Origin of the sequence: Streptomyces coacervatus, from assembly GCF_029223485.1 — a bacterium.
Lineage (GTDB): Bacteria > Actinomycetota > Actinomycetes > Streptomycetales > Streptomycetaceae > Streptomyces > Streptomyces coacervatus.
Window position 1 is genome coordinate 31,230 of sequence record NZ_JARHTP010000017.1, and the last position, 12,476, is coordinate 43,705.

At 67.8% G+C, this 12,476-nt stretch carries 13 protein-coding genes; 3 read left to right on the forward strand and 10 right to left on the reverse strand.

Translation table 11 applies throughout. The features are described from left to right. Nucleotides 1-185: 185 nt before the first annotated feature. Nucleotides 186-1,757 (reverse strand): MDR family MFS transporter, encoded by a 1,572-nt coding sequence (locus P2Q00_RS34805; RefSeq protein ID WP_275777731.1) that lies wholly within the window; start codon nt 1,755-1,757, stop codon nt 186-188. 125 nt (nt 1,758-1,882) lie between these two features. Between P2Q00_RS34805 and P2Q00_RS34810 the strand changes: the two genes are divergently transcribed. Beyond that, on the forward strand, nt 1,883-2,479 hold the full coding sequence (locus P2Q00_RS34810) for a TetR/AcrR family transcriptional regulator (protein WP_275777733.1): 597 nt from the start codon (nt 1,883-1,885) through the stop codon (nt 2,477-2,479). A 31-nt stretch (nt 2,480-2,510) separates the two neighbouring features. Here the strand turns inward: P2Q00_RS34810 and P2Q00_RS34815 are convergent, their stop codons facing one another. Further along, entirely contained in the window at nt 2,511-3,194 is a 684-nt protein-coding gene (locus P2Q00_RS34815; protein ID WP_275777734.1) for a M23 family metallopeptidase, read from the reverse strand. A 448-nt stretch (nt 3,195-3,642) separates the two neighbouring features. Here P2Q00_RS34815 and P2Q00_RS34820 point away from each other — a divergent pair, with 448 nt between their 5' ends. Next, nucleotides 3,643-4,242, forward strand: coding sequence for an HAD family acid phosphatase (locus P2Q00_RS34820; RefSeq protein ID WP_275777736.1), 600 nt, complete (start codon nt 3,643-3,645; stop codon nt 4,240-4,242). Between the two features lie 68 nt (nt 4,243-4,310). On the opposite strand, the gene P2Q00_RS34825 is transcribed toward P2Q00_RS34820, so the two are convergent. Continuing rightward, nucleotides 4,311-6,839: an ATP-dependent Clp protease ATP-binding subunit gene (locus tag P2Q00_RS34825; protein WP_275777738.1), complete on the reverse strand. Its 2,529-nt coding sequence runs from the start codon at nt 6,837-6,839 to the stop codon at nt 4,311-4,313. Nucleotides 6,840-7,269: 430 nt separating this feature from the next. Between P2Q00_RS34825 and P2Q00_RS34830 the strand changes: the two genes are divergently transcribed. Next, nucleotides 7,270-7,884, forward strand: a complete 615-nt coding sequence (locus P2Q00_RS34830; protein WP_275777740.1) for an SCO3374 family protein — start codon at nt 7,270-7,272, stop codon at nt 7,882-7,884. A gap of 8 nt (nt 7,885-7,892) precedes the next feature. Here the strand turns inward: P2Q00_RS34830 and P2Q00_RS34835 are convergent, their stop codons facing one another. The 7 genes from P2Q00_RS34835 to nadC all read right to left on the reverse strand — a co-directional run bounded on the left by P2Q00_RS34835 (nt 7,893) and on the right by nadC (nt 12,474). Continuing rightward, entirely contained in the window at nt 7,893-8,228 is a 336-nt protein-coding gene (locus tag P2Q00_RS34835; RefSeq protein WP_007498879.1) for a histone-like nucleoid-structuring protein Lsr2, read from the reverse strand. Between the two features lie 273 nt (nt 8,229-8,501). Continuing rightward, on the reverse strand, nt 8,502-9,053 hold the full coding sequence (locus P2Q00_RS34840; RefSeq protein ID WP_123966682.1) for an amino-acid N-acetyltransferase: 552 nt from the start codon (nt 9,051-9,053) through the stop codon (nt 8,502-8,504). 9 nt (nt 9,054-9,062) lie between these two features. Then, nucleotides 9,063-9,470 carry a BlaI/MecI/CopY family transcriptional regulator gene (locus P2Q00_RS34845; RefSeq protein ID WP_425579567.1) on the reverse strand — a complete coding sequence of 136 codons (408 nt, stop codon included), beginning with the start codon at nt 9,468-9,470 and terminating at the stop codon, nt 9,063-9,065. Between the two features lie 179 nt (nt 9,471-9,649). Continuing rightward, nucleotides 9,650-9,829: a hypothetical protein gene (locus P2Q00_RS34850; RefSeq protein ID WP_275777746.1), complete on the reverse strand. Its 180-nt coding sequence runs from the start codon at nt 9,827-9,829 to the stop codon at nt 9,650-9,652. A gap of 72 nt (nt 9,830-9,901) precedes the next feature. Then, a complete protein-coding gene (locus tag P2Q00_RS34855) occupies nt 9,902-10,561 on the reverse strand; it encodes a hypothetical protein (RefSeq protein WP_275778124.1) in 660 nt (219 codons plus the stop codon). 129 nt (nt 10,562-10,690) lie between these two features. Then, nucleotides 10,691-11,488: a type III pantothenate kinase gene (locus tag P2Q00_RS34860; RefSeq protein WP_275777748.1), complete on the reverse strand. Its 798-nt coding sequence runs from the start codon at nt 11,486-11,488 to the stop codon at nt 10,691-10,693. Nucleotides 11,489-11,496: 8 nt separating this feature from the next. Beyond that, the gene (gene nadC, locus P2Q00_RS34865) at nt 11,497-12,474 is read right to left on the reverse strand and encodes a carboxylating nicotinate-nucleotide diphosphorylase (protein WP_275777750.1); all 978 of its coding nucleotides are present in this window, start codon (nt 12,472-12,474) and stop codon (nt 11,497-11,499) included. Nucleotides 12,475-12,476 lie beyond the last annotated feature (2 nt).

A 12,476-nucleotide genomic window follows, 5' to 3' on the forward strand; every position in this document is an offset into this window, starting at 1 on the left:
AGCCCGTCGTGGGGGTCCCCCCGCTCGAGCGAAGCCGAGAGTGGGGGAGTTTGAGGACGAGGCCCTTCAGGCCGAAGGGGGCCTGGGGGCACAGCCCCCAGGCCACACACCCGCAGACGAAACACAGCGAAGGCCCCCCGGGGCGGACACCTTCCGGGGGACCTTCAGCTCACAGCCGGATCGGATCAGACGGCCTCGACGACCGGCGCCGGCGCCACCTCTTCCTGCCCAGGCTTGGGCGCCCCGGTACCCCGCAGCGCCACTTCCTTCACGAACACCGCAGCTACCAGCGCACCCACGGCCACCACAGACCCCAGCAGGAACGCCGAGTGCGTACCCGAGGACACCGCATGCTGGTACGCCTCCCGAGCCACCGCCGGCAGCTTCTCCAGGCTCTTCGCATCCAGCTGCGCCGACTTCTCGGTGATCTTCGACCCAAGCGCCCCGGCCCGCTCGGACATGACGTCCTGCACCCGGTTGTTGAACAGCGCACCCATGATCGCGACACCGAACGAGGAGCCGAGCGTACGGAACAGGGTGGTCGACGAGGATGCGACACCCATGTCCTTCATCTCGACACTGTTCTGCGCGACCAGCATGGTGATCTGCATCAGGCAGCCCATCCCGAGACCCACCACGGCCATGAACACACCGGACATGAACCGCGAGGTCCCGGTGTCCATCGTGGACAGCAGATACAGCCCGACGACCATCAGGACACTGCCGACGACCGGGAACACCTTGTACTTGCCGGTGTTCGTGGTCACCCGCCCCGCCACCATCGAGGTGACCAGCATCGCGCCGAGCATCGGCAGGAGCAGCAGCCCGGAGTTGGTGGCGGACGCGCCCTGCACCGACTGCTGGTACAGCGGCAGGAACAGCGTCGCACCGAACATCACGAAGCCCGTGATGAAGCCGATGACCGACATCAGCGTGAAGTTGCGGCTGCGGAAGATGTGCAGCGGCACGATCGGCTCGGCGGCCTTCGTCTGCCAGAACACGAACCCGATGAGCGCGGCGACGCCGATCCCGATGAGCTCCATGATCCGCGCGGACGTCCAGGCGTACTGCGTGCCGCCCCAGGTGGTGACCAGCACGATCGAGGTGATGCCGATGGTCAGCAGCGCGACGCCGAGGTAGTCGATGCCCGCCTGGGAACGCTTCTTCGGCAGGTGGAGTACGGCACTGATCAGACCGAGCGACACCACGCCGAGCGGCAGGTTGATGTAGAACGACCAGCGCCAGCCCCAGTTGTCGGTGATGGTGCCGCCCACCAGCGGGCCGCCGATCATCGCGAGCGCCATGACGCCGGCCATCATGCCCTGGTACTTGCCGCGCTCCCGCGGCGGTATCAGATCACCGATGATCGCCATGACGCCGACCATCAGACCGCCCGCGCCGAGACCCTGGATCGCGCGGAAACCGATCAGCTCGCCCATGTTCTGCGCCATGCCGCTGAGCGCGGAGCCGATCAGGAAGATCACGATCGACGTCATGAAGGCGCCCTTGCGCCCGTACATGTCGCCGAGCTTGCCCCAGATCGGGGTGGAGGCCGCGGTAGCGAGCGTGTACGCCGTCACCACCCAGGACAGATGCTCGAGTCCGCCGAGCTCGCCCACGATGGTCGGCATCGCGGTGCCCACGATCATGTTGTCGAGCATCGCGAGCATCATGGTGATCATGAGCGCGAGCAGCACGACCCGTACGCTCTTCGGCTGTTTGTCCGGCTTCGTCTCGACCGTCTGCGTGTCCGCCATCGTCCCCACTCCCCTGGGTATTCCCCCCGGCCAGCTACTTACTTGCCGCCCGGCTAGTTGACTACACTGGGAAGGTAGACCCGCAACTAGCCGGGCGTCAAGTAAGTTTTCTGGGGAGTGCAAGGATGGGCGGCACCATGGACGGCACCAAGCAGCAGCGCCGCGGAGACACCCGCCAGCGCATCCAGGACGTGGCGCTCGAACTCTTCGCCGAGCAGGGCTACGAGAAGACGTCATTGCGCGAGATCGCCGAGCGCCTCGACGTCACCAAGGCCGCGCTCTACTACCACTTCAAGACGAAGGAAGAGATCCTCGTCAGCATCTTCGAGGACCTCTCACAGCCGATCGTGGAACTGATCGACTGGGGCAGGCAGCAGCCGCAGTCACTGGAGATGAAGCACGAGATCATCCGCCGCTACAGCGACACCCTGGCAGGCGCGGCCCCGCTCTTCCGCTTCATGCAGGAGAACCAGGGGACGGTGAAGGATCTGCGCATCGGCGAGACGTTCCGCAACCGCATGATGGGCATGCGCGACATCCTCATCGACCCGGACTCCGAGCTGATCGACCAGGTCCGCTGCGTCAGCGCGATGTTCACGCTGCATGCCGGGATGTTCGCGCTCAACGACATCGAGGCCGACCCCGAGGCCAAGCGCAAGGCCGTCCTCGAGGTCGCCACCGACCTGGTGACACAGGCACACCGGGCCGCGCACCCGTCCTAGAGGGTCACCACGTCTCAGACGCGACCACCCCTCAGACGGTCACGCCCTTGGAGCGCAGGAAGGCGACCGGGTCGACGGCCGAGCCGTAGTTCGCGGTCGTACGGATCTCGAAGTGCAGGTGCGGGCCGCTGGAGTTTCCGGTGTTCCCGGACCGGGCTATGTGCTGCCCGGTGGCGACGACCTGACCGACCTTGACGTCGATCCGCGACAGATGGGCGTACTGCGAGTACGTCCCGTTGCCGTGCTTGATCACGACGGCGTTGCCGTACGCGGGCCCGTCACCGGCGCCGTTGCCGCCGGCCTTGACGACGGTGCCGCCGTGCGCCGCGACGACGTTCGTGCCGCTGGCCACGGCGAAGTCCTGCCCGCTGTGCGTGGACTGCCACATGCCGCCGGCCTGGTTGAAGCTCGCGGACAGCTTGTACGTCTTCACCGGATGCATCCAGGAGGCGGCCTTCTTGGCTGCGGCAGCCTTGGCGGCCGCCTTTTTCGCGGCGGCCGTATGGGCGGCCTTCTTCGCGTTCGCGGCGGCCTTGGCCTGCGCGGCGGCCTGCGCCTTGACGGCGCTCGCCGTGCCGGAGGCGGAGGTGGCATCGACGGCGGCCGCGACCCCGGCACCCAGCACGACCGACGCGCCCAGGCCGACGGCCAGGACGGCCGCCCGGGTGCGCAGCAGGGACGTACGGGAAGAACGGGACGTGACACGCGAAGACATAGGAACCTCGGGGAGACGGGGGCAAGAAAAACCACCCGGCACACAGACGGCCGCCGGATGGACCATTCCTTGGTAACCCCGAGACCCGCAAAGCCCAAAACCCGTGATGTACGACGTAAGCTAGTACTTCACCCCAAAACTTCCCGCCTATTGACACACCACCAATAACGGACGAATCAACCCACGACGACGGAATCACTCCCGGGGTTCCAGAAAGTCCGCCCTTTTCGCGCGTCCCGGGCCGTCCACTATCCGCCCTAGTACCGGCCGAATCTCCTGTGCGTCATGTCACCGGCCGGCAAGATCCATCCCCTCCCCGAACCGACCGTCATGTGACGCACATCTCTGGCCACTTACCACCCGGTAACCCTACGGTTCCCCTCACGCCACCCTCGCCCCTGAACATGCACAAGACAACGGCATACGGATGTGAGAGGACCCCCCACCCATGACAACTCGACGCCCCTGGGCGCGCCGCGCAGCGGTGACCGCAGTTTCCGCCTCTGCCCTGGTGGCCATGGCTGCCCCCGCGAACGCGGCAACGAGCACCGGGAAAGTCGACTACGCGACCTGGCAGAAGGACTGCCAGACAGTGATGGACCAGGCCCTGCCGTATCTGAAGCAGCGCATCGCCGCGGCCGAGCCGGGCAAGAAGCAGGCGATCGTCTTCGACATCGACAACACCACGCTGGAGACGGACTTCGGCTTCAGCTTCCCGCAGCCGGCCAACAAGCCGGTCCTGAACGTCGCCGAGTACGCCCAGGAGCACGGCGTCTCCCTCTTCTTCGTCACCGCCCGCCCGGGCATCATCTACGCGCCCACCGAGTGGAACCTGGAGCACGACGGCTACGACGTCTCCGGTCTCTACGTCCGCGGCCTGTTCGACCTGTTCAAGGACGTCGCCGCCTACAAGACCGCCCAGCGCGTCGACATCGAGAACAAGGGCTACGACATCATCGCGAACATCGGCAACAGCGCCACCGACCTGTCAGGCGGCCACGCCGACCAGACGTTCAAACTGCCGGACTACAACGGGCAGTTGTCGTAACCGTACGCAGGCATGACGAAGGGGCCGGTGCTCGAAAGCACCGGCCCCTTCTGGCGTCGCCGTGAGGCTTACGCCTCCTTGCTCAGGTTCGGCCCGGCACCGCCGGCCGCCTGCTCGATCGGCGGGACGTCGGGCAGTGCCGACTTCTCCTCACCGCGGAAGGTGAAGGTCTGGGTCTCGCCCTCGCCCTCGGTGTCCACGACCACGATGTGACCGGGACGCAGCTCGCCGAAGAGGATCTTCTCCGACAGCGTGTCCTCGACCTCGCGCTGGATGGTGCGGCGCAGCGGACGCGCACCCAGCACCGGGTCGTAACCCTTCTTGGACAGCAGCTCCTTGGCGGACTGGGAGAGCTCGATGCCCATGTCCCGGTCCTTGAGGCGCTCGTCCACCTTGCTGATCATCAGGTCGACGATCTTGAGGATGTCCTCCTGCGTCAGCTGCGGGAAGACGACCACGTCGTCGACGCGGTTGAGGAACTCGGGACGGAAGTGCTGCTTGAGCTCGTCCGACACCTTGTTCTTCATGCGCTCGTAGTTGGACTTCTTGTCACCCGAGGCCGCGAAGCCCAGGTTGAAGCCCTTGGAGATGTCCCGGGTGCCGAGGTTGGTCGTCATGATGATGACCGTGTTCTTGAAGTCCACGACCCGGCCCTGGGAGTCGGTCAGACGACCGTCCTCCAGGATCTGCAGCAGCGAGTTGAAGATGTCCGGGTGGGCCTTCTCCACCTCGTCGAACAGGACGACGGAGAACGGCTTGCGGCGGACCTTCTCGGTCAGCTGGCCGCCCTCTTCGTAGCCCACGTATCCGGGGGGCGAACCGAAGAGACGCGACACCGTGTGCTTCTCGCTGAACTCCGACATGTCGAGGGAGATCAGCGCGTCCTCGTCACCGAAGAGGAACTCGGCGAGGGCCTTGGAGAGTTCGGTCTTACCGACACCGGACGGGCCGGCGAAGATGAACGAACCACCGGGGCGCTTCGGGTCCTTGAGGCCCGCGCGGGTACGACGGATCGCCTTCGACAGCGCCTTGACGGCGTCGACCTGGCCGATGACCCGCTTGTGGAGCTCGTCCTCCATGCGCAGCAGACGCGAGGACTCCTCCTCGGTCAGCTTGAAGACCGGGATGCCGGTGGCGGTCGCGAGGACCTCGGCGATCAGCTCGCCGTCGACCTCGGCGACGACGTCCATGTCGCCGGCCTTCCACTCCTTCTCCCGCTTGGCCTTGGCGGCCAGGAGCTGCTTCTCCTTGTCACGCAGGGAAGCGGCCTTCTCGAAGTCCTGCGAGTCGATCGCGGACTCCTTGTCGCGGCGGACGCCGGCGATCTTCTCGTCGAACTCGCGCAGGTCCGGCGGAGCGGTCATCCGGCGGATGCGCATCCGAGAACCGGCCTCGTCGATCAGGTCGATCGCCTTGTCCGGCAGGAAGCGGTCCGAGATGTACCGGTCGGCCAGGGTGGCGGCCTGGACGAGGGCCTCGTCCGTGATGGAGACACGGTGGTGGGCCTCGTACCGGTCGCGCAGACCCTTGAGGATCTCGATCGTGTGCGGCAGGGACGGCTCGGCGACCTGGATGGGCTGGAAGCGGCGCTCGAGGGCCGCGTCCTTCTCCAGGTGCTTGCGGTACTCGTCCAGCGTGGTGGCACCGATGGTCTGCAGCTCACCGCGGGCCAGCATCGGCTTCAGGATCGAAGCGGCGTCGATGGCACCCTCGGCGGCACCCGCACCGACCAGCGTGTGCAGCTCGTCGATGAACAGGATGATGTCGCCGCGGGTGCGGATCTCCTTGAGCACCTTCTTCAGGCGCTCCTCGAAGTCACCGCGGTAGCGGGAGCCGGCGACCAGCGCGCCGAGGTCCAGGGTGTAGAGGTGCTTGTCCTTGAGGGTCTCGGGCACCTCGCCCTTGACGATGGCCTGAGCGAGGCCCTCGACGACGGCGGTCTTGCCGACGCCGGGCTCACCGATCAGGACCGGGTTGTTCTTGGTACGGCGGGACAGCACCTGCATGACCCGCTCGATCTCCTTCTCGCGCCCGATGACCGGGTCGAGCTTGGACTCACGAGCGGCCTGGGTGAGGTTCCGGCCGAACTGGTCGAGGACCAGGGACGTCGAGGGGGTGCCCTCGGCAGGCCCGCCACTGGCGCCGGCGGTCTCCTTGCCCTGGTAGCCGGAGAGCAGCTGGATGACCTGCTGCCGCACCCGGTTGAGATCAGCACCCAGCTTGACCAGGACCTGGGCGGCGACGCCCTCGCCCTCACGGATCAGGCCGAGCAGGATGTGCTCCGTGCCGATGTAGTTGTGGCCCAGCTGAAGGGCCTCGCGGAGCGACAGCTCCAGGACCTTCTTGGCACGGGGGGTGAAGGGGATGTGCCCGGACGGGGCCTGCTGGCCCTGGCCGATGATCTCCTCCACCTGCTGGCGGACCGCCTCGAGCGAAATCCCGAGGCTCTCAAGGGCCTTGGCGGCGACACCCTCACCCTCGTGGATCAGGCCCAGGAGGATGTGCTCGGTGCCGATGTAGTTGTGGTTGAGCATCCGGGCTTCTTCCTGAGCCAGGACGACAACCCGCCGCGCGCGGTCGGTGAACCTCTCGAACATCGTTAATCGCTCCTCAGAGCGGTCAGGCAGTGGGGGGAACTTCCCCTCCCTGTCCTTCCGCAGCTTAGTCCCGCAAGCGGGGACCGCTCATTCCAACTGCCGACACCGTCGATGGCCTCCTGACCCCGAACGCCGACATCTGCTCCAACCCGATGGTGCGAGACGATGTTCCCGCAGGCCAGGTGGTTACCCTCACCATCAGTACGCCGATGGCGAACGTGAGACCACATTGCCTGCGTGTCGCCCCCTCCCACTAGGGATGTCTTACCCGCTGGGACTGACACTCCATGCCGCGCGCACCGGTTCGCTCCGCTATGGGCGAACAACCTTGCGCCACCCCGCACCCCCGCACGCCCCCTTTTCCGGCACTCTGCGCATCCGACAGAACACCCAGCGTAACTCGCAAGCCCTTTGCGCGGTTGCCCTTGGCATGGTTGGCAGCCTCCCTACGGTCCCGCTCCCCCGCCGGCCGCTCGATCCGAGCGATCAGGTCGGCCGTTGGTACGAGAACGAACTGGGCTGGGCGACAGTGCCCGCGCACGCGGGAAGGCCCGGATCTCCGGTACGGCTCTGCGTGGGCGACCGCTTCGACGTCCTGGACGTCCCCGCCGAGGCGGGCCGGGCGGGCCTGCGCCATCTCTCGCCGGCCTCTCCGGTGGCCGTCCAGGGCGACCGGATGCGGCTGCTGGTGGCGGCGGGCAGCGCAGAGGAGCTGCCGGGGCTGCTGGACTGGCTGGAGTGGGGCGCGCTGACGCCCGATCTGAGGGCGCTCGGCGCAGGCTGCGTCATGGACGCGCCGCTGCCGCCCGGGACGGAGCCGGCCGGTCTACGGCCGTCTGCGGGCCGCTCGGGCGTGCAGGGGGCCGCCGTATGGCTGCGGCCCCCCGAGCCGGGGTGCGCGGTCGAGGCCTCGCTGCCGACGTTGTCGGCCGTGAGGGGCGGTGGGGGCGCCCCCGATCTCGTACGACTTGTGGACACGGTGGCAACGCAGTGCCACCGATTGCGGCTGCGGCGCGCATGCGCCCAGCCTTTGGCCCTGCCATAGACCAGCGATCAGGCGTTGGCCTTCTCGTAGGCCTCGCGGATGGACGCCGGAACACGGCCGCGGTCGTTGACCTCGTATCCGTTCTCCTTCGCCCATGCGCGGATCTGCGCGGTGTCCTGGCTGCCACCGGAAGCTGCACGGGCCTTTCCGCGCCCGCCCGAAGCACGGCCTCCGGTACGGCGACCACCCTTCACGTAAGGCTCGAGAAGGCCACGGAGCTTGTCCGCATTGGCGGTCGTGAGATCGATCTCGTAAGTCTTGCCGTCCAACGCGAACGTGACGGTCTCGTCCGCCTCGCCGCCGTCGAGGTCATCGACAAGAAGGACCTGAACCTTCTGTGCCACCGGATTTCCTTTCATCCATAACTTGAGGGCCGGGGGTCTGCGGCGTCCGCCGTTTCGCCGTCCCCTGTTATATGCAGTACTGCAGTACGTCGGAAAGCAAACCGCTTTTGCCGGAAAAACACAAACCCTTCGGAGAGACCGAGTGCGAGAGCAAGGGCGAGACCGAGTGCGGGGAGGAGTGCGGGCCAGTCACCCACTCCGTCCGGAAACATACGCGTTTCGGACATAGGGAACCTGGGCACCGGTGGCGGAATACGCCACGGCGATCGGCGATCACAGATGCAGAAGCATCCGACTGTTGCCCAAGGTGTTCGGTTTCACCCGTTCGAGACCTAGGAACTCTGCTACGCCTTCGTCATAGGAACGCAGTAGCTCCGCGTAGACATCGGTGTCAACGGGAGTCTCGCCGATCTCGACGAAGCCGTGCTTGGCGAAGAAGTCCACTTCGAAGGTCAGACAGAAAACGCGACGAACACCCAGCCAGCGCGCGGTGTGCAGCAACTTCTCCAGCACTTGATGCCCGACACCGGCACCCTTGAGGCCCGGCTTCACGGCGAGAGTGCGGACTTCCGCGAGGTCTTCCCACATCACATGCAGCGCACCGCAGCCGACGACCTCGGCGTTGTCGTCCCGTTCCGCGACCCAGAACTCCTGGATGTCCTCGTAAAGCGTGACCGTCGCTTTGTCGAGCAGGATGCGGCCGCGGACGTACGTGTCAAGGAGACGGCGTACGGCCGGGACATCGCTGGTACGGGCCCGCCGGACAGTGATGGCTTTAGCGCTGACTTCGGGGCCTTCGGGACCTTCGGGGCTCTCTGCTGACATGAGCGGACGCTATCGCCCGGCGTCCCCCTGTGCCGACCCGGGGTTCTCACCGGCGGTATCGCCGCCGGTATCCGAGGCCGCTTCGGATGTTTCCGGCCCTTGGACGATGCGTACGGCGTCGCTGAGGGCCTGTCGCTGTTCGTCGCTCATCATCCCGAAGAAGGCGACGAGAGCGGCCGCGGGGTTGTCGCTCTGCGACCAGGCGTCGTTCATCAGAGCGGCCGCGTAGGCGGCCCTGGTGGAGACCGCCTCATATCGATAGGCCCGGCCTTCCGCCTCCCGGCGCACCCAGCCCTTCTGATGGAGATTGTCCAAAACGGTCATCACCGTGGTGTATGCGATGGACCGTTCCTGCTGAAGGTCTTCCAGGACTTCTCGAACGGTCACCGGGCGGTTCCACTTCCACACCCGCGTCATGACCGCGTCTTCGAGTTCTCCCAATGGGCGAGGCACACCTCAGCACAATAGTGGGAGAACTCCCCATTGGCGTGCCGGACGGGCACTTTCACCAACAAACGCGAACAAAAAGGGCGTACGACTCGGCGGCGCGAGCACGCGCAGGAGTCGTACGCCGACGGTGTGCCGTCGAGGAGGGCTCAGCCGTCCGTCTTCGCGGAGCCCTGCCGGACTCCCTCCGCGCGCGCGATGGCGGCGTCGACGGCCGCGTCCTCCTTGGCCTTGTTGGCCCCGCCCTGGGTCTTCACGATCACCCTGATCACGCCGATGAAGAACACGGCCATGACGACCGGGGGCACGAGCGCGGAGACGTAGTCCATGCGTCCAGGGTAGCCACGGGGTGGCGGGGCGGGCGGGGCGGGGCCGGGAGGTTCCGGGCCGTGCGGGCCGGATCAGCCCGCGGCGAGATGCCGGGGCGGGTTGGAGCCGGACGGCGGAGTCGGTTTGCGGCGGGGGAAGACCTCGCCCGGGGTCGGGATGGGGCGAGCCGGTTTCGGGGCGGCCGGGGCCGGGGCCGGCTTGGGTGCCGCCGGCTTCTCCGCGGGCTCCTTCTCGGGTTTCCTGGCGGGGTCCCGGTCGGCGTCCGGCGCGGGGTCCGCCGCGGCGCCGTTCAGGCCGCCCGGAACGGCCGTGAGGCGGCTGCGGGCGGCGGGGACGGTCGGGGCTGCCGCGCGGGCCGGATCGCGCGCGAGGCGGGCGCGTACGTCCTGCTCCGCGAGCATCCGGCAGCGGCCCAGGAGGACGGAGGCGGCCGGGTTGCCGCGCAGGGCCCTCAGGGCGGCGAGGTCGTCGGGGTCCGGGCGGTACCCGGCACTCAGCGCCTCCTCGAGAAGCACGAGGTAGTCGGCGGTGGTGCCGGGCAGGGCTGCGCGGTAGCGCGCGAGGTCGGCCACCAGGAAGGCACGCAGCCTGGCGCCCTCGCGCATGGCTTCGTCGAGGGATTCGGCGAGCCGGAGACAGTCCTGGACGTCCCCGGCAGGGGTGGGGCCTGACTGAAGGGCGAGGGCGAGGGCGCGGCGGAGCACACGCAGCTCCTCCACGCCGAACGCCATGCCGCCGCGGGATCCGTATGGCGTGGGCATGCGGCGACGATACGCGCTAATCAGACAAATTCGACATATTTCGACATAGGGGGTGGGTGTGGCGCGACCGAGCCACCCGGTTGCGCCGCGGGGCCACCCTCACATGCGCGACACGTTCCGCTCGTACACCAGCCGCAGCCCGACCAGCGTCAGCCACGGCTCGTGCTCGTCGATCACCGACGACTCCCCGAGCACCATCGGTGCCAGCCCGCCGGTGGCGATCACCGTCACGTCGTCCGGATCCTCGGCCAGTTCCCGTGCCATCCGGCTCACGACCCCGTCGACCTGCCCGGCGAACCCGTAGATGATCCCGGACTGCATCGCCTCGACCGTGTTCTTGCCGATCACGCTGCGCGGCCGGGCCACCTCGATCTTCCGCAGCTGTGCGCCCCGGACGCCGAGCGCCTCGACGGAGATCTCGATGCCGGGCGCGATGACGCCGCCGATGTACTCCCCGCGCGCGGAGACCGCGTCGAACGTCGTGGCCGTACCGAAGTCCACGACGATCGCCGGGCCGCCGTACAGCTCGACGGCGGCCACCGCGTTGATGATGCGGTCGGCGCCGACCTCCTTGGGGTTGTCGGTCAGGATCGGCACGCCCGTCTTGACGCCCGGCTCCACCAGCACCGCGGGCACGTCGCCGTAGTACCGGCGCGTCACCTCACGCAGCTCGTGCAGCACGGACGGCACGGTCGCGCAGATCGCGATCCCGTCGATGCCGTCGCCCAGCTCGTCGCCGAGCAGCGGGTGCATGCCCATCAGGCCCTGCAGCAGAACCGCCAGCTCGTCCGCCGTGCGGCGGGCGTCCGTGGAGATGCGCCAGTGCTCGACGATGTCGTCCCCGTCGAAGAGGCCCAGGACGGTGTGCGTGTTCCCTACGTCGATCGTCAGCAGCATGGCCGGACCTACTCCGCCGCTCGCAGGTCGAGACCGATGTCGAGGATCGGCGAGGAGTGGGTCAGGGCTCCCACGGCGAGGTAGTCGACGCCGGTGTCGGCGTACGCCTTCGCGTTCTCCAGGGTGAGCCGGCCCGACGCCTCCAGAGCTGCGCGGCCGTGCACCAGAGCCACCGCCTCCTCGCACTCGCCGGGCGTGAAGTTGTCCAGGAGGATCAGGTCGGCTCCGGCGTCGACGACCTCGCGCAGCTGGTGCAGGGTGTCGACCTCGACCTCGATCGGGACGTCCGGGAAGGCCTCCCGTACGGCCTTGAAGGCCGGTGCGACACCGCCCGCGGCGACGACGTGGTTGTCCTTGACCAGCGCCGCGTCCGACAGCGACATGCGGTGGTTGACGCCACCGCCGCAGCGGACCGCGTACTTCTCCAGGGAGCGCAGCCCGGGCGTCGTCTTGCGCGTGTCGCGCACCCTCGCCCTGGTGCCGTCCAGAACGTCCGCCCACGCGCGCGTGGCGGTCGCGATGCCCGACAGACGGCACACCAGGTTGAGCGCACTGCGTTCGGCGGTGAGCAGGTCACGCGTGCGCGTGGTGACCGACAGGAGCCTCTGCCCGGCCTCCACCCGGTCGCCGTCCTCGACGTGCCGCTCGACCTCGAACTCGTCCGTGCAGACCACCGAGATCACCGCCTCGGCGACCCTGAGGCCCGCCACGACGCCCGCCTCGCGCGCGGTGAAGTCGGCGGTGGCGACGGCCTCCTCGGGGATGGTCGCGACGGTGGTCACGTCCACACCGTGGTCGAGGTCCTCCTGGATGGCGACATTGGCGATGTCCTCGACCTCCACGGGGTCGAGTCCGGCGTCGGCCAGGAGCTGCGCGAGCGCGGGGTCGAGCCCGCACTCCAGATACTCCGCGTCGGCGTCCGCGCCGCAGGCACAGCCGTCGCCGCAGCCTCCGGACGAGGCGAGGGGAAGGTCGGGGGTGCTCACTT

Coding starts and splice junctions, on each gene's coding strand:
- P2Q00_RS34805 (WP_275777731.1), bottom strand. CDS start 1,757: ATGGCGGACACGCAGACGGTCGAGACGAAGCCGGACAAACAGCCGAAG.
- P2Q00_RS34810 (WP_275777733.1), top strand. CDS start 1,883: ATGGGCGGCACCATGGACGGCACCAAGCAGCAGCGCCGCGGAGACACC.
- P2Q00_RS34815 (WP_275777734.1), bottom strand. CDS start 3,194: ATGTCTTCGCGTGTCACGTCCCGTTCTTCCCGTACGTCCCTGCTGCGC.
- P2Q00_RS34820 (WP_275777736.1), top strand. CDS start 3,643: ATGACAACTCGACGCCCCTGGGCGCGCCGCGCAGCGGTGACCGCAGTT.
- P2Q00_RS34825 (WP_275777738.1), bottom strand. CDS start 6,839: ATGTTCGAGAGGTTCACCGACCGCGCGCGGCGGGTTGTCGTCCTGGCT.
- P2Q00_RS34830 (WP_275777740.1), top strand. CDS start 7,270: ATGGTTGGCAGCCTCCCTACGGTCCCGCTCCCCCGCCGGCCGCTCGAT.
- P2Q00_RS34840 (WP_123966682.1), bottom strand. CDS start 9,053: ATGTCAGCAGAGAGCCCCGAAGGTCCCGAAGGCCCCGAAGTCAGCGCT.
- P2Q00_RS34845 (WP_425579567.1), bottom strand. CDS start 9,470: ATGACGCGGGTGTGGAAGTGGAACCGCCCGGTGACCGTTCGAGAAGTC.
- P2Q00_RS34850 (WP_275777746.1), bottom strand. CDS start 9,829: ATGGACTACGTCTCCGCGCTCGTGCCCCCGGTCGTCATGGCCGTGTTC.
- P2Q00_RS34855 (WP_275778124.1), bottom strand. CDS start 10,561: ATGGCGTTCGGCGTGGAGGAGCTGCGTGTGCTCCGCCGCGCCCTCGCC.
- P2Q00_RS34860 (WP_275777748.1), bottom strand. CDS start 11,488: ATGCTGCTGACGATCGACGTAGGGAACACGCACACCGTCCTGGGCCTC.